The organism is Stenotrophomonas sp. AS1 (assembly GCF_048957655.1).
GTDB classification, from domain to species: Bacteria; Pseudomonadota; Gammaproteobacteria; order Xanthomonadales; family Xanthomonadaceae; genus Stenotrophomonas; species Stenotrophomonas bentonitica_A.
In genome coordinates this window covers 487,118-502,966 of the sequence record NZ_JARVXM010000001.1, presented here as the reverse complement: position 1 = coordinate 502,966, position 15,849 = coordinate 487,118, and the positions used below count along the sequence as shown (strand labels likewise).

14 protein-coding genes are annotated in these 15,849 nt (G+C 60.7%); all 14 read right to left on the bottom strand.

All coding sequences use genetic code 11. From position 1 onward, the window contains the following. Positions 1 to 4: 4 nt before the first annotated feature. Positions 5 to 775, bottom strand: a complete 771-nt coding sequence (locus PV764_RS02345) for a class I SAM-dependent methyltransferase (RefSeq protein WP_070427234.1) — start codon at positions 773 to 775, stop codon at positions 5 to 7. A gap of 7 nt (positions 776 to 782) precedes the next feature. Continuing rightward, positions 783 to 1,067, bottom strand: coding sequence for a DUF4190 domain-containing protein (locus PV764_RS02340; RefSeq protein ID WP_019183054.1), 285 nt, complete (start codon positions 1,065 to 1,067; stop codon positions 783 to 785). A 50-nt stretch (positions 1,068 to 1,117) separates the two neighbouring features. Beyond that, positions 1,118 to 1,903 carry an SDR family NAD(P)-dependent oxidoreductase gene (locus tag PV764_RS02335; protein ID WP_421116120.1) on the bottom strand — a complete coding sequence of 262 codons (786 nt, stop codon included), beginning with the start codon at positions 1,901 to 1,903 and terminating at the stop codon, positions 1,118 to 1,120. Continuing rightward, the gene (locus tag PV764_RS02330; protein WP_046273729.1) at positions 1,903 to 3,435 is read right to left on the bottom strand and encodes an aldehyde dehydrogenase family protein; all 1,533 of its coding nucleotides are present in this window, start codon (positions 3,433 to 3,435) and stop codon (positions 1,903 to 1,905) included. Before PV764_RS02330 ends, PV764_RS02335 begins: the two co-directional genes overlap by 1 nt. Before the next feature lie 226 nt (positions 3,436 to 3,661). Continuing rightward, positions 3,662 to 4,708: a UDP-glucose 4-epimerase GalE gene (gene galE, locus PV764_RS02325; protein ID WP_421116119.1), complete on the bottom strand. Its 1,047-nt coding sequence runs from the start codon at positions 4,706 to 4,708 to the stop codon at positions 3,662 to 3,664. Between the two features lie 198 nt (positions 4,709 to 4,906). Next, positions 4,907 to 6,109: a glycosyltransferase gene (locus PV764_RS02320; protein WP_313447405.1), complete on the bottom strand. Its 1,203-nt coding sequence runs from the start codon at positions 6,107 to 6,109 to the stop codon at positions 4,907 to 4,909. Next, positions 6,090 to 7,655 (bottom strand): heparinase II/III domain-containing protein, encoded by a 1,566-nt coding sequence (locus PV764_RS02315; RefSeq protein ID WP_421116118.1) that lies wholly within the window; start codon positions 7,653 to 7,655, stop codon positions 6,090 to 6,092. The genes PV764_RS02320 and PV764_RS02315 overlap by 20 nt, the downstream gene beginning before the upstream one ends. Positions 7,656 to 7,914: 259 nt before the next feature. Next, entirely contained in the window at positions 7,915 to 9,204 is a 1,290-nt protein-coding gene (locus PV764_RS02310; protein WP_313447403.1) for a Gfo/Idh/MocA family oxidoreductase, read from the bottom strand. 3 nt (positions 9,205 to 9,207) lie between these two features. Then, a complete protein-coding gene (locus tag PV764_RS02305) occupies positions 9,208 to 10,065 on the bottom strand; it encodes an aldo/keto reductase (protein ID WP_313447402.1) in 858 nt (285 codons plus the stop codon). Next, positions 10,056 to 11,423: a hypothetical protein gene (locus PV764_RS02300; protein ID WP_421116117.1), complete on the bottom strand. Its 1,368-nt coding sequence runs from the start codon at positions 11,421 to 11,423 to the stop codon at positions 10,056 to 10,058. Before PV764_RS02300 ends, PV764_RS02305 begins: the two co-directional genes overlap by 10 nt. 85 nt (positions 11,424 to 11,508) lie before the next feature. Then, positions 11,509 to 12,873 carry an oligosaccharide flippase family protein gene (locus PV764_RS02295; protein ID WP_313447400.1) on the bottom strand — a complete coding sequence of 455 codons (1,365 nt, stop codon included), beginning with the start codon at positions 12,871 to 12,873 and terminating at the stop codon, positions 11,509 to 11,511. A gap of 105 nt (positions 12,874 to 12,978) precedes the next feature. Beyond that, positions 12,979 to 14,040: an acyltransferase gene (locus tag PV764_RS02290; RefSeq protein WP_313447399.1), complete on the bottom strand. Its 1,062-nt coding sequence runs from the start codon at positions 14,038 to 14,040 to the stop codon at positions 12,979 to 12,981. A 12-nt stretch (positions 14,041 to 14,052) separates the two neighbouring features. Continuing rightward, on the bottom strand, positions 14,053 to 14,952 hold the full coding sequence (locus PV764_RS02285; protein WP_313447398.1) for a glycosyltransferase family A protein: 900 nt from the start codon (positions 14,950 to 14,952) through the stop codon (positions 14,053 to 14,055). After that, complete coding sequence (locus PV764_RS02280; RefSeq protein WP_313447397.1) at positions 14,949 to 15,848, bottom strand: NAD(P)-dependent oxidoreductase; 900 nt, start codon at positions 15,846 to 15,848, stop codon at positions 14,949 to 14,951. The genes PV764_RS02285 and PV764_RS02280 overlap by 4 nt, the downstream gene beginning before the upstream one ends. Between the last annotated feature and the right edge of the window lies 1 nt (position 15,849).

Below are 15,849 nucleotides of genomic sequence, written 5' to 3'. Positions count from 1 at the left end.
TCAATCAGTCCAGCGTGCCGACAAAGGCACGGGTTTGGTATTCAAAGGCAATCTGGCCGTCCACCGCATGGGCGTCGAACAGCTGTTGCAGCGCATCGAGCATCGGCGCGTGGCGCGGGTGGCCGGCCTGCGGTGCATAGGAGGAAGAGAGCAGGCGCCCGCGCAGGCCATCGAAGTCCATGCGCTGCACGTTCGGCAGGCGGGCCATGCCGCGCAGGCCCTCGCCGAACCACGCGCGCATGGTGTCATCGTCCTGGTAGCGCTCGGCCACTTCCACGTAGTCGGTGCCGAACTCCTGCAGCAGCTGCTCGTAGCCGATCAGGAAGGGCGAGGCATCGAGCAGGCGCGAGTTCCAGAACACCAGCGCCATGCCTTCGGGCTGCAGGATGCGGGCCCATTCGCGGCGCACCGCCGTGGTGTCGAACCAGTGGAAGGCCTGCGCGGCGGCGACCAGACCAACGCTGTTGTCGGCCAGGCCGGTGGCCTCGGCGGTGCCGTCGGCCACCTTCAGGCGCAGATAGTCAGGCGCAAGCAACTGTTCGGCGGCCTCGCGCATGGCCGCGTTCGGCTCTACCGCGATGACCGGGTGGCCGGTGGCCAGGAACAGCCGGGTGGAAATGCCGGTGCCGGCGCCGATGTCGGCGACCAGGGTCTCGGCAGGTACACCGATGTCCTGGTGCAGCCAGTCCAGCAATGCCGGGGGATAGTCGGGACGGTAGCGGACGTAGTCGGCAACCCGACTGCTGAAGCGTTCGGTTGAATCCGAGCGGCTCATGTGCACCTCACGATTGGGTAGCGGCAAACCAGGCCAGTCCGCCGAAGAACAACAGAATCACCACCAGGGCGAGCAGGCTGCCGATCACGATGATCCAGCCCAGGATCAGGCCGGCCAGCGCCATGCCGTCGCCTTCCAGCTCCAGCGGGCGACGGCGGATCTCGGCGCGGGCCAGGTGGCCGGTGATGATGGCCGCGACGCTGCCGATGAAGGGCAGGGCGGTCCAGCCGAGGATGCCCATGATCAGGCTGACCACGGCCATGGCACTCGTTTGTCGGGGCGGAAGGCTCATGCAGGTCCTGGTCGCGGTGGGGTGGTTCGATGATAGGGCCAGCGGCGGGTTTATCCCATCAGGACCTGGCCACCATCGACATTCAAGGTGTGCCCGGTGATCCAGCCCGCCAGGGGCGAGCACAGGAACAGCGCGGCGTTGGCGATGGCGGTCGGCTCGCCGAAGCGGCCGAACGGAATCTTCGCCAGGGTGTTCCGATACAGCTCCGGGTCCTGTTCGCGCCGACGCGCCCACAGCCCGTCCTCGAACTCGATCGAGCCCGGGGCGATGGCGTTGACGCGGATCCGTTGCGGCGCAAGGGCCAGGGCCTGCGAGGTGGTGTAGTGCATCAGCGCGGCCTTGGCTGCTGCATACGGCGCGCCACCCGGGCGCGGCTGCTGGGCCGCGATCGAGGCCAGGTTGAGAATGCAGGCATCACTGGATTGCTGCAGCCAGGGCAGTGCCAGCCGCGAGGCCCGCACCGCCGACATCAGGTCGACGTTCAAACTGGCTTCCCAGCCCGCCTCATCGTCGGCCATGCCGTAACCGGTCGCATTGTTGACCAGCACGTCGATGCCGCCCAAGGCCTGGGCGGCATCGTCCAGCCAGCGGCCGATGTCGTCCAGCCGGGAGAGGTCGGCACTGGCCGTATGCACGGCCAGGCCGAGGGCCCCGGCGTCCGCACGCAGCGCAGCCAGACCGGCCTCGCCACGCGCGCAGACCGAGACGTGGGCGCCTGCCGAAGCAAACGCCAGCGCCATGGCGCGCCCGATGCCCTTGCTGCCACCGGCAATCAGTATCCGGCGCCCGGTGAAATCCAGGCGCGGGCCGGCCGGCAGCTGGGGCACGGCATCCATCACAGGTCGAACTTGATGCCCTGGGCCAGCGGCAGCGAGTCGGAGTAGTTGATGGTGTTGGTCTGGCGGCGCATGTAGACCTTCCAGGCATCCGAGCCGGACTCGCGGCCACCGCCGGTATCCTTCTCGCCACCGAACGCACCGCCGATCTCCGCACCCGAGGTGCCGATGTTGACGTTGGCGATACCGCAATCCGAACCCGCGGCCGAGAGGAAGCGCTCGGCGGTCTTCAGATTGGTGGTGAAGATCGAAGACGACAGGCCCTGCGGCACGCCGTTCTGCATGTCGATCGCCTCGTCCAGCGTGCTGTACTTCATCACGTACAGGATCGGGGCGAAGGTCTCGTGCTGGACGACCTCGTCGCTGTTCTTCAGGCCGGTCACGATGGCCGGCAGCACGAAGTTGCCGGCGCGGTCGATGCGGGTGCCGCCGGTCTGCACGGTGCCGCCGCTGGCCTTGGCCTTCTCGATCGAGGCCAGGAACTGCTGCACGGCGCCGTCGCTGTTGAGCGGGCCCATCAGGTTGGCCGGGTCGGTCGGATCGCCGATCTTGCCTTCCACCTGCTTGTACGCCTTGATCAGCGTGGCCAGCACGTCGTCATGGATGGATTCGTGCACGATCAGGCGGCGCGTGGTGGTGCAGCGCTGGCCCGCGGTACCGACCGCGCCGAACACGATGCCCGGGATCGCCAGCTTCAGGTCGGCGGTTTCATCGAGGATGATCGCGTTGTTGCCGCCCAGTTCCAGCAGGCAGCGGCCCAGGCGGTGGGCGACCTTCTCGGCGACCTGGCGGCCGACCTGGGTGGAGCCGGTGAAGCTGATCAGCGGCACGCGCTTGTCGGCCACCATCTTCTGCGACAGCTCGGTGCCGGCATCGTTGATCAGGAAGAACAGGTCCGGGAAGCCACCTTCGCGCAGCGCTTCATTGCAGATGCGCATCGAAGCGATCGCGGTCAGCGGCGTCTTGTTGGAGGGCTTCCACAGGCAGATGTCGCCGCAGATCGTGGCCAGGAACGAGTTCCACGCCCACACCGCGACCGGGAAATTGAACGCACTGATGATGCCGACCAGGCCCAGCGGCTGGTACTGCTCATACATGCGGTGGCCGGGGCGCTCGGAATGCATCGTGTAGCCATAGAGCATGCGGCTCTGGCCCACGGCGAAGTCGGCGATGTCGATCATCTCCTGCACTTCGCCATCGCCCTCGGGCTTGCTCTTGCCCATTTCCAGCGCGACCAGCGAGCCCAGAGCGTCCTTGTTGGCGCGCAGTGCTTCGCCACACAGGCGCACGGCTTCGCCGCGGCGCGGGGCCGGGGTGGTGCGCCAGACCTTGAAGGCTTCCTGGGCGCGGGCCACGATGGTTTCGTAGTCGGCGTCGGTGGTCGCGTAGACCTTGGCGATGGCTTCGCCGGTGGTCGGGTTCACCGGGGTGATCACACCGGCATCGGTAGCCGAGGACCACTCGCCGTTGCCAAGGTAGGTGCCAGCGTTGGTCGCGTCGAGGCCGAGGGCCTTGAGCAGGTCAGAGGACATGCAAACTCCTGTTGCGTTGCGTTTGTAAGGCGCTGGCCGCTGGCAGGGTGGGGGGCGGCAAGCTGACCGCTGATGGTAGCAGAGGGGAGCTGGGCTTCCCTTGTCACAAGCAGGGTGCCGGTGGGGAGACTGACTTCCGAGGCATCGAGAACTTAGGAAAGTCTTTCAAATTCAATAAAGTAAGGTTGGTTGCAGCCAAGAGAGAGATTGGCGGATGCCGGATCGTTCAGGCGATCTGGCCCAGTGCATGTGCATGTGCATGTGCACGTGCATGAGGATAGTGAGGCGACCAGGACGGCGGGTCGCGATGCCAGCGCCAAGCACTTTCGATGATCGGTTCAAGCGCCGTCCATTGCGGCGTCCAACCCAGCAACCGCCGTGCCTTTTCGCTGCTCGCCACCAGATGGGCGGGGTCACCGGCACGCCGGGGCGCGAGATCGTAGGGAATCTGAACGCCCGTGACGGAGGCCGCAGCTGCAATTACCTCCTGCACGGAGAAACCTTGGGCATTGCCCAGATTGAACGTGTGCGCGCCCTCTTCGCGCCCCATGAACCCAAGTGCGAGGGCATGGGCCTGAGCAAGGTCCTGCACATGGACATAGTCGCGCACACAGGTCCCATCGGCGGTGTCGTAGTCATTTCCAAACACTTTCAGCGCCGGGCCCTCGCCCAAGGCTGCGCGAAGCACATTTGGAATCAGGTGGGTCTCGCACGCGTGCGCTTCCCCGATGCCATGCTCGGGCAGCGCGCCTGCGGCGTTGAAATAGCGCAGCGTCACAGAGCGGAGACCGTAAGCATGCGCCGCATCGGCCAGAAAACGCTCCGCCATTAACTTGCTGGCACCGTACGGATTGATTGGAGACTTGGGGTGTTCTTCATCGATGGCTTGGGTCATTGGGTTGCCAAAGACTGCGGCGGTTGAAGAGAACACGATCTGGCCTACGTCATGCTTACGCATGGCTTCCAGTAAATTGAGCGTGCCAGTCACGTTGTTGCGGTAGTACGGATAAGGCTCTGCGACGGATTCACCGACCAGGGAGCGCGCGCAGAAGTGCATCACGGCGTCAAAGCGTTGCCCGCCGAAGGTGTGTTTCAACCCCGCCGGGTCCATCAGGTCGGCCTCTATCAAGCGGCCCCAACGGACGGCGCCTCGATGGCCAGTGGACAGGTTGTCCAGCACCGTGACCGTGTGACCCCGCTCGGCAAGCCATTGGGCCATGTGGCTGCCTATGTAGCCGGCGCCACCGCAGATGAGAATGTTGGAAGTACTCAAGGAACAAACTCCAAGTGCGACACATCGCAGAGTAAAGGGGGCATCACAGAGGGGACAGCCGGTTGCTTCAAGCGCAGCTGATCTTGCTTCGCGGTGCCTGCGAGTGGTACCAGACGATCGCGAACGCGGCCGGGACGCGTACCACCTCAATACGCTGGTGGCCCCCGAAACGCTGCGTCGCCGTGGTTAACTGTGCAGTCACTGTGCTGCCTCCAGTGCCTTCAGAAAGCGCACCCCACGGTCCGTCCAATCGAAGCATCCCTCGGCACCCTCATAAGCGTGGTTCTGCAGGCTGTTGAGATAGTCGAAATCGTCAATGCGTTCGCAAACCCCCTGTGCCAGCGCCGCCAAGTCGTTGAACTCGGCGAATGCGCTGGGCGCGCTCACTCCCAGGCCGGAAACGGCGCCCTTCATGGCAAACATCGGCAGACGGTTGAAGACATAGGTCAGCAGGCGCACCTTGAACCCGCCGCCGAGGAAGTCCGCGACCACACTTGCCCGACAGGTCGCGAGGAACGCGTCGATGTCATCGACAAAGCCCATGAAACGCACGGTCGGGTAGCGGCTGGACAGCGTGTCGCCGAGTGCATCATCGATCGGCCCCACTACGGCCATCTCGACACCTGATCGATGGAAGACGGGCGCTGCATGCTCCAGCCAGCGCTCCAGAATCACCTGCTTCTGGCGGGATTCACGCCCGCCTAGGACGACGACACGTCGAGGAACCGAGGCATCGATCCGGCGTTGAAGCGTGCTGCTGCCCTGGTACCCCGGCGTCAAGGTGACGTACTGCAGACTTGGCAACTGAGCCTTGTAGAGTGCGGCGTCATCGGGATTGATCAGTGACAGGAGGTCCACCGATCGCACCAGGTCAAGCTCGGCCTTGCCCACCTTGATGCCATCCAGTTTCAGCGCAAGGCGTAGCAGCGGATTACCACCATACGCTGCGTACTTCTCAACGCGCACCGAGGCTTCGTGTTCATGGGAGATGTAGGAGATGCGCGTTGCGGGACGACCGGCGCGGTACGCCAGCACCCGCGGTAGAACATGGTAGGAGCCAATGTGATCGATGACGATCACATCCCACTCTTCCTGAAGGACCAGTGCCACGGCTCTAGTGTAAGCAGTGGTTTGTCCGCGCCAGGCAATGTTGGGCAGGCGGGTGGCGACCGATCCCATGCGTCCCTTGCGCGGAGCGCCTGCGACGATCCAGCGCACACCATCTTTGTCGACCGGACCATCAGGCTGCACGCCATTGGTGGCAACCACTGCGGTCACGTCTGCGACGTGGGCAAATGAGGTGGCCAGTCCCCTGGAATAGCTCATGTCGCCGCCACGCGCCGGTGCGTACGGAAAGAGGCGGCTGAGGATGAGAATGCGCTTACGGCGAACGGACGACATCGTGTTGTTCCTTGGTGCATATGGGGGCTGGAACCGAACTGGTCACGTCCCAGTCCAACTCGGCGGTGCCGCCGGGCTCCAGTGTGATCAGCCATCCTTGCCGAGCCTGCAAGTAGTGGCTTGCCCAGGAAGACGCGCAGAGATCTGCCACGCGCCCCTTGCGAATCACCATATCCACGATGATTCCGTCCTGTGCGAACTGCAAATGGTTCCCTTCGCACGAGACCACTTTCCAATCGGCAGAGATGAGCAGGTTGGTGCGCGGTCGGGGAAGATTCCCGTACCAGCGGTCGCTCACATGCAGGCAACCGTTCCGCAGCGTTACACTTCGGTCCGCGGTGCCACGTTTGAGATTCAGCGCCCCGGACACGCGATATCCGCCCTCGACCGGGCCACACTCGGTCAGCTGCGCCTTGCTCATACGGCCTACTTTGAAACAGCCGCTGTACTCGACTGGCTCGACCTCTCGCCAGCCTGGCCCGTTGTGGCTTGCAGCCGAGCGTTCGAAGCGTCTGCGCTCGCCTGTGGAGTACTGATATGTGCCCGGATCCACGATGAACCTTCTGCCGTGCAGGTCGATCTCCACCGCCAGGAAGTCGGCGTGGCCGTGCCCGGGATTCCAGTACGGGCCAATCGCACCGGCATCAAACAAGGCGAAACACGTTTCATCCTGCAGGCGGGCATAACCGGCATGCCGCAGCACTTCAAGCGTCTGCATTGAAGCGGGCTCCATGAGTGCACTGACTGGAGGTACCTCTCCGAACCAACTGTCGTTGAACAGTGCAATCTCGCCATCCGGATGCGACATCACCGCCCACGCATGCTCGGCTAGGGCGAGGCGCTCGCGGGCCAGTTTGCGAGTGGCGGCGTCCAGGAAAGGGGTGTCCTGGAACACGCGCAAGGCCATGACGGTCAACCCCTGGTACATGGCGGAGCGCTCGGACAGCAGTCCGTCTTCGAGGACGCAATCCAGAATGATCCGATGCACGTCGCGGTTCAGGCGCGCCGCGATAGACGTCGGAACCTCTTCTGCGTGGCTGTAGTAAAGACACAGCGCCGCCAGATTGCGTTCGACGTGATTGTTTTTAAGCTCATGCTCGATGGTGTCCAGCACGAAGGCAATATCTCGTCGGAGAAACGTCTCGATGGCGACGACCAGTGAAGTTCCGAGCGAGCGCTCCTGGCGCGCGACAAGATAGCCGCTGAGTACGCTGAGTATCCGGTGCGATGCGCTGTATGGGAACCAATAGGAGCTGAAACACCCGTCCACCGCGAAGCTGCTGCTGGCATTGAATCGAGCCAGGATCTCTTCGACGGCTTGGTGATGCGCGGTCGTGCCGGAAACCAGCATGGGGCAGATGAATCCCAGGTGCGCCAGCTTCATACGCCAGAGATGAAGGTCTTTCTCGACGGCAATGGTGTGGTGCCAATCGATCTTTGCGACGCTGCCGAAATCTACGGATTGACCGAAGAAGGTGAAGTGGCCACGAGCCACATCGTCCATATCGTCTAGGTACTCGTCCCGATAGAATCGGGAGACGAACATCACAGCCGTTCCCGTTGCTCCGGTGCCTCGCGAGGCGATGACTGGCACACGCGTACTAAGTCGTTCAAGGCGTCGTGCGTAGGCATTGGGAAACCGCCGGGCAAGGACATTGCGAAGCACCCGCTTGAGATGATACCCAAGCATCTTCGCATCAAGCCGCGATGCGGCTTGCAAAGTTCGTAGATTGAATTCCAAAGTAGTCGTCCAGTTGCGTCAGTCCTTGGAGCGCGCCGATAGAATGTCATCGGCGCCCCGTGTTTCATCGGGAGGCAATCCGCTCCAGCAGGGTGGGGTGGAGGCGCTCCAGATACCCGGTTCCGTAGTCCTGCGTGCCTGGCAGTGGGCCAAGTGGTGCGAACGTTGTGGTGGGGCGCGTCGCCAGGCCTTCAGGACCTGCGCCTTGGATCAGTAGTGTCAGTTCGTTCAGATGGGCGATGAAGTCGGGTGACAGATACTGCGGCTCGCCGGCCCTTATCTCGCGCGCCATCTCAGCAATGCCGACGAACTTGTCCTGCGCGTAAACCTCCTTGCGACGGACCCATTCCTTGACGCGGGTTCGCAGAGAAGAACGCACCGATTGGTCCTTTTCCACCGCGTTGGACTTCCAGTTCCGTACCAGGCGCATGCGGCGCCCGCCGATGCCGAACAGCCTGCCCAACGAGCGGCTGTTGCGCAGCACCTGGAGCTTGCGCGCACTCAGGCTGCCTTTGGAATAGCGCTCAAGGTGGACCGGGGAACGGTACTGGCGGTAGCTGTCCGTAGATACCTCTCCATCGGTGCCGATCACGCGCATGCGATGATCGCGGGGCGCCACCACGCTGCAGGTAATTCGGGCCGATGTGCCATTGGCGAACGTCAGGCAGGCGACCGAATAGTCCGGCGTCCCCGAGCGGCCGGGCACCCCTGCTGCCTTGGTCTCGATCAGCTCGTTGGAGTAGGCGGTAACCGCGATTGCTGGTCCCAGCAGCCCACAGATCCAGACAAGATGGTAGCCCACGTGCTCAAAGGTGCACCCTTCAAGGATCTCCTCCTCAAGTGGCCACGGGGCACCCGTCGGGCTCCGAACCTTCTCGAACTCCATCAGATGAATGGGGTTGTCATCCAGCTCGGCGTACACCAGAAGCGGTTTTCCGATAGCCCCGTCGCCGACTGCTTTGAATAGCGTTCTCACCGAGTCACTGTAGATGTTGCAGGGCGCACCGTACATGCGCACTCCGTTGATCGCGGCGATGGCGAACAGTTCCTGGGTTTCCTGCAGATTTCGGGTTACAGGCTTCTCGCTGTAGACGTGCTTTCCAGCCATCAATGCCTTGCGGCTTACGTCGAAATGCGCGCCGATATTCGTCAGGTTCACTACGATATCCACCCGGCCGTCGTTCAACAGGGCGTCCAGCGAGGCATAGCGTTCAAGGCCATAGTACGCACAAACGCGATCCATCCGATCGGACTTGAGATCGAAGACGCCTACGATGGCCAGCTCTGGATGAGCCTTGAAGGTCCGCATGTAGATGTCGAAGACAAATCCGCAGCCCACGATTGCAATGTTCACGATTCAGCTTCCACGTTGCGGCCCGGCAGGAGTGTTGGCGATCAGGCCAGCGGCCCGTGCAGCGACCTTCATATTGGAGATCTTGGTGGTTCCTACCAAGACAGTGGCGATACGGGGATCATCATGCAGCTCCTGGATGCGTGCCGTGGCGTACGCCGAGGGATCCTGCGCGGCGGCTATCGCGCTCTGCCCGCCCAGCACTTCACGGGCAATGACCTTCACGCCCTGCTGGAAGGCCTGCGCCAGCACCTGATCGTAATCGTGGGCATTAGGGTGGAGCGGAAGCTGCAAGGCGCCTACTCGCGGATCCGCCAGCGCCGCCATAGCCGTGCCGACGTCATCGACCGATACGCCAACCACACGAATCTTGCCGGCTTGCTGGGCGTCGTGCAGCGCCTGAATGGCTTCCCCATTGCGCAGCGCGCTTTCCTGCGGGCTGTGCAACAGATAAACATCGATCGCGTCACGCCGCAGTCGATGCAGACTTCCGTCGATTGCCGCAGAAATGAAATCAGTGTCCCAGCGCGTGGGCAGCGGCTGACTACGCAGACTGCTTACACCGTTTCGTGCTTTGTTGGACCCGCGCACGACAAGCCGGATCAGGCCCTTTACCGGTACCAGAATGCGCTTGGAGAAGGGCAGATACTTGCCTCCCTTGGTGCAAATAAGGCAGTCACTGCGGTTACCAATAACGTTGCCTATCAGCCGCTCGCTATCGCCTTGACCATACACGTTGGACGTATCGAAGAACCGATAGCCCTCGTCCAACGCGGCCGCAAGCAGACGGGTGGCTTCTGGCCCGGCTACCCCATTGACCGATCCGAGTCGGCTGCATCCCAGGCCAATGTTCCTCATCTCCATCGATTGTCCTGCCGTTTGCCCGTGCCTGAAGTGAAGTTCAAGAGTTTTGTTGTCAAGGCAGGCCCAACTTGTCCTGCAAGGCTGTTGTGAGCACCTAGCCCGCTGTCTTGGGTGGCGCTCAACTCACCATGCGAAACTGTGTCGAAGTGAGTGGAGCTATTCGCTTTGCCCCGGCGCCACGCGAAGTATGCGAGAGCGACCACGGGCGTCCACGTAAATGGGAGGATTAGCCCTCCATGAGCAAGGAGCAAAGTGGAAGACCCGAGAAGGATAAACAAATGATGGGGGACATTCATTGCTCGGAGCGCCTTGCGGTAGATTGCGAGAAGAACAATGGACCCGAGAATTCCATTTGTGGAGAAAAACTCCCAGAACGCGTTGGTAGAGAACTGCCCTGCTTGCATGTCGGACAGCTGGCTGGTGGTATAGAAACCGCCATAGTCAGAGGCTAACACTACTGAATTAATGTCTCGAGAGTGCTCGGAATACTGAAATCCGAATCCCATCAGTGGTGAATCGGATATCATTCCGAGGAATGTGTTGATCGGTGCGATCTGCCGGATATAAAAGCTTCCAGTGCTGGTGAACCCGCCCGTGTACGAAGCGAGTCCGGGCAGCATGTTTAGATAGAGCAAGTATGGGACAACAATTGCTCCCGCAAGGGTGATGCAGGCCAGGCTGTTTCCAAGTATTGTGCGCTTTGAGTTTGACTTGCCAAATACCAAAATGATTCCAGCGAACGCGATATAGAACGTAAGTGTGGGTGTGCGGAAGAGGTATGTAGCTGCAATGCATAAGACGAGTGCCTCAATAAACGCGATCTTCATCCTTTGACTTGTCGCAATCAGCAAGATGACAAGGAAGCCAAAGTAGTTGCCTGCGCTAGATGGCTCGCTGGTCAATGCAGTAGCGCGAACCGCGCCATACTGCTGGATGTCTCGGTCGACAAAGTTGTAAAGAGACGATGTGCTTGTATAGAGACTTCGAACTTCATCAATCAGTGGCCTTGCGCCGAGGTAAACCTCTGAGAATGCGATCAGTAGCATTCCATACAAAAAGAATCTACAGATTCTGTTAATGGTGCGCGGATTGCAGTCTTGGAGAACCGCAATCGATCCGAGAAACGTCCCGAAGTTGAGGAGCCAATAGATGAAGTACTGGGAATCCTGCTTGGATGGGTTGGTGTAGCTTGCAGCAGTTAAAAGGTACTGAAAAAGGAGTACGAATGCTGCAAGGGCGGTGAAGCCCAAGGTCATTTTGGCTCGATTTGTTCTAATCAGGTACAACCAAGCTAGCGCGTGCGCCCAGAAGTAGGGAATCCCCAAGCCTGGAATGGTCAGGTGGATCTTCAGGTACACGAGTACCAGGAGGAGCGAAAGTGTCACCCCTGCCTTCGAGATCCTGATCGATTGCGTTTGATTGACCATGAGTTAGTGCGGGTGCTTAAAATGAAAGGATGGAGGAAAGGTTGGGTGATCCAACGTACATGCCTAATGCACATAGTGCTACGCAAGTAGTAGCCGCAATAATTGATGGGTTAAGTGCCGCTGCTCGTATCGTAATGCCGTCTGGACGATTCAGTACCAAGGGGAGTATGTCTCCTGCCATCTTTCCTGCGGTAATTCCCACTGTCGCCAGTACTATCCCGCCCTGAAGGCCGAACGCGTAAGCTAGGAACGGCGCCAAGAGTGCGGTTAAGATCTGTCCGCTGATATTTGCGTTGACCGTACCCCGAGCGATCCCTAGGAAGTAGGAGGGTGCACTGATGATGTTGATGGCCCAGCATACGCAAAGAATCGCGGTTAACTGGCAAAAGAGGGGGTCGACGCGGCCGAGCCAGAGTTTGGAAGCGAGTGGCGAGCCTGCCGTCACGCCGCACATGAGGACCGTGCTTGCAACTGCACATGCGCGAGTGCCACGTCGAAAAACCTTTGCTAGTTCGGATGGTCCATCCTGAATTGCTGATGCAAATGCTGGGACAAGATTCTGTGCCGACATAACCGCAACCCCGCGGACCTGGTAGACCATCCTGTATGCCATCTCAAACAGTCCAACTGCTGCTGGTCCCGATACTACGCCGAGGATGAGTTTGCAAGTTGGTTCGAACACAAGATTTGCTATTGTGCCGGCCTGGAGTTTAGCTCCGAACCCAATCAGCTCTTTTAGAGTGGATCGGTCAATTCTGGCAGACGCGCGAATTGAGCTCGCCCAGTGAATAGCTGCGAAACCCAAGCTTAGGGACAGCACGTACTGTGCTGCCTGCGCCCAAGCCAGCCCTTCAAGCCCATGTGTTGAGATAAGCGCATGGCTTGCGACAACTTGCAGAGCCATGCCGGCGATTGATGCCGTGGCGCGCAGATCGGAGCGCTGGATGCCCAAGAGGGCAGCGGCAACCACAGCGTTGAGGTTGAGTAGCCAGAAGGTGAGCAGGGCCCAGGGGAGCAGGGCATTCGCTTTTGAAAGTGCAGTTCCGTCAAGTGTAAGTCGCAGTGCATAGGATAGAGGTATCCAGCCCAGAAGCGCGACCACGCCCATCAGGATGAATATCGAAATCAGTGCCGTTGAGAAGTACGTTGACGAGACGTCATGCCTGCTTCTCGAATTTGACGTCGCAATGAATCGTGCAAGACCGGACGCGATCCCAACATCAGCAACGCGTCCGAATGCTGTTGTAGCGAGGACGATTGACCAGACCCCTAGGTCCGATAGCCCTAAGTGCTGAACGACGCCTCGATAGATGAAAAACAGTCCAAGACCGTTTACTACCACTTCAATAGCGGAGAAGATTGAATTGCGTTTCAGGCTCAAGGTGTAGGTTCTCGCTGCTTCGACTCGAGGGCCGTGGACTTGTCACGGTGCTCGCGTGCTCTGAATCGCGATGTGAGTTGTCTTGGAATGTGGATGCCTAGGAAGTCAGGCGCCCGCCCGTGTGAAGAAAAACTTTCCCTTGAGCCTCAAGGCGGGTTTCTCCACTAGATACCAGGAGAGAATCGCCGGCAGAAGCGTGGCGGGAAGGCTTGCGAGGGCATTCTGCAAAGGACTCCATTGCGGAAAGGCGTACGCAAATACCTGTTGGACGGGAAACGCGTAGATGTACAGGCCATAGCTGACGTCGGGCATTGTTTTCGCCCAGTCAAGCGAGGGCATTCGCGCGAAGGCAATTTTGAAGCAGGTGACCGCGATCGCCGCGATGAGGGCGGGCTGGAACAGTGGGGTCTGAAATAGGACCGCTGTGGCCAGGTACACGCCCAGGAGCATCCTCCATGAAACAGGCATGCCATCGCGGTAGCGAGCGAAAAACATGCCAAGCAGAAACGCGAAACCCAGCCGATGGAACTTGGCGGCACTGTTTCCGTCAAAGAGCGCTGATTGGGTGGCATTCGTCAGCTGCGCATGGGCAATGAACGCCAGATACCCTGCAACGGCGACTACTGCAAACAGTCGGAACCAGCGTTCGCGGGAAAAAACTCCGCTGACGCTGAGAGCGATGACCAGGATGTAGCAGGTGAACTCGAATCGCAGGGTCCATAGTGACCCATTGATCACGCCGGCCAACGGGTTGCCCAGGAATACCCCGGGCAGTTCGTAGCGAGGCATGTACATGATCGCGTTGCCGAGGATGTACTCCCACGTTTCGGACGTTCCAAGGTAGTCCATCAGGGAAAGTGCCGAGATTGACGAAAGTGCCAACGTTGTAATGATGAGCATGGCCCAGAGCCCCGGAAGGATCCGAAGGCAGCGGGCGGCCATGTAATCGACAGCAGAAGGCGTGCGAAGCGCCGACTTGTAGATGAGGTACCCGCTCATGGAGAAGAACGCAGACACGGCAACCCAGCCGGCGGAATAGCCGATTCCTGCGCTCAGCGGATCATGCAGCCCCGAGGCGATGTCATAGGCATGCGAAAAGATGACGGATGATGCCGCGACCAACCGAAGCAGGTTGAAGTTGTTGTCAAGATGTGGCGAGATGCTCACGACACGGCTCCGCTAGGGGTGCTTCTTGGTAAAGAGGCGATCGACTTTCCGCGCAAGCAAGAATGTATTGTTCAGTACGGGCCACTTCCACTTCAGCAATAACAGCAGCTGGATCAGATTGAGCCGCGCAACGCGAAGCCTTGAAGCCCTCCATGCGCTGCGTGGAAGGTTAGCCTTCAGGGCCTGCGACAGAGGCAATAGCGGCAGGAACCAGGATAGACGTCCGACCAGGCCCGTATCGCGTACGAAATGACGGTCATAGCGCTCGAAGTACTTTCCTGGCGCATGCCCGCTGCGCAGAAGCTGCACGCCGTCGACCTGCAGGTGGTGGCCGTGCAGCATGCTCAGGCAGACCACCAGCCAATCGTAGCCAAACATGTTCAGTCCGGCCGGATAGCTGGCCTGGAGTGCCTTGGTGCGGTACACGCCGTAAAGCCGGGCGCTGTCGCGCGGATTGTGAAGGTAGGTGCGCACCCGCTCGTCGGGCGTCCCGACGATGGGAAACGTACCGCGTGCACGGCGTACATCGCCATCGGGGTAACGGAAGTTCACCTCTGTGCAGCACGCCACCGCATCGGGGTTGACGTCGAGCTGGGCGATGCATAGCTCGGCAAACCGCGGCGACCAGATATCGTCGTCCGCTGCCCACATGTAGTACTCGCTGTCCGCAGACATCAGTACGCCGCGGAAGTTATCGCTTTGCGGAATGGTCTGCGGGTGTCGCACGTGTCGGACCCGAGGGTCACGGGCCGCATACTCGGCGCAGATTTCGCTGGTGCCGTCGGTCGACCCATTGTCGTGGATCAACAGAACGAAGTCCGTGTACGTCTGCCCGATAAGGCTGTCGATACAGCGGCGTGCAATGTCCACCCCGTTGTAGATGATAAGGCCGATGGTCAAGCGCGGCGTCATGGCACAGCCTTGAGCAGAAGCTGGCCCATCAACCTGCGGGCGAAGTCGTCAATGGACTGACGAGCCGTGGTCGGCTGCAGGGTGGATGCGTACTCAAAATCATCTCCGGCCTGCGGCCCGTTTGGCTCCTGACGCTCGACGATGCACCTACGCGTGGCCAGTTCATCGGAGATGGCAGCACACCGCTGGGCGAACTCGAACACCGTGCAGGACGTAGCCCCAACCGGATTGATTACCTGCCAGACCGAAGATGGGGCATCCAGCCAGCGCCGTACGCTGTCCGCGACGTCGTCGGTTCCAACGAAGTTGCGTCGCTGCTGTCCGGTCGATCGGATGACGATGCGACGATCCAGTACCGCCTCGCGTGGGAAGGAGAAGGGAATCAGCGTCCAACGACGGAATGCGTCAAGGTCCCCCAGGTTGCCGAACACGGCGCACGGCCGGAATGCGGCGGCGGTCACTGCACCTTGTGCATACCGTCGGAAGACCTGTTCGGTGGCGTAGTGCGAGATCGCATAGTCCGATACCGGGTTGGGCGGTGAGCGCTCGTCGATGTGGCCCAGCATCGGACCGTACACGTGTGCCGAGGAAATGTAAGCAAGACGCGTGGCGCCCGCCGCGACGGCCTGACGCGCGAGCGCGCCCGCGCCGAACATGGCCATTCTGGCCGCACGGACGGGATCTTCGCGGAAGTCTTCGTCGACGATGCCGGCGCAGTGGACCAGGGCATCTGCCGCCGGCAGCGCCACTGAGTTCAGTCCGTCCACGTCAGCCAGGTCGAGGCGTACGTCCGCGCGTGAGCTCCGGCCGAGGGTGATTACCTCGTTGTCCAGAGAGAGATTCCTGTGCACGGCCTGTCCGATGAGACCGCTGGCGCCGGTGAGCAGAATGCGCATT

Coding starts and splice junctions, on each gene's coding strand:
- PV764_RS02280 (WP_313447397.1), bottom strand. CDS start 15,848: ATGCGCATTCTGCTCACCGGCGCCAGCGGTCTCATCGGACAGGCCGTG.
- PV764_RS02335 (WP_421116120.1), bottom strand. CDS start 1,903: ATGGATGCCGTGCCCCAGCTGCCGGCCGGCCCGCGCCTGGATTTCACC.
- PV764_RS02285 (WP_313447398.1), bottom strand. CDS start 14,952: ATGACGCCGCGCTTGACCATCGGCCTTATCATCTACAACGGGGTGGAC.
- PV764_RS02345 (WP_070427234.1), bottom strand. CDS start 775: ATGAGCCGCTCGGATTCAACCGAACGCTTCAGCAGTCGGGTTGCCGAC.
- PV764_RS02330 (WP_046273729.1), bottom strand. CDS start 3,435: ATGTCCTCTGACCTGCTCAAGGCCCTCGGCCTCGACGCGACCAACGCT.
- PV764_RS02320 (WP_313447405.1), bottom strand. CDS start 6,109: ATGTCGTCCGTTCGCCGTAAGCGCATTCTCATCCTCAGCCGCCTCTTT.
- PV764_RS02340 (WP_019183054.1), bottom strand. CDS start 1,067: ATGAGCCTTCCGCCCCGACAAACGAGTGCCATGGCCGTGGTCAGCCTG.
- PV764_RS02305 (WP_313447402.1), bottom strand. CDS start 10,065: ATGGAGATGAGGAACATTGGCCTGGGATGCAGCCGACTCGGATCGGTC.
- PV764_RS02315 (WP_421116118.1), bottom strand. CDS start 7,655: ATGTTCGTCTCCCGATTCTATCGGGACGAGTACCTAGACGATATGGAC.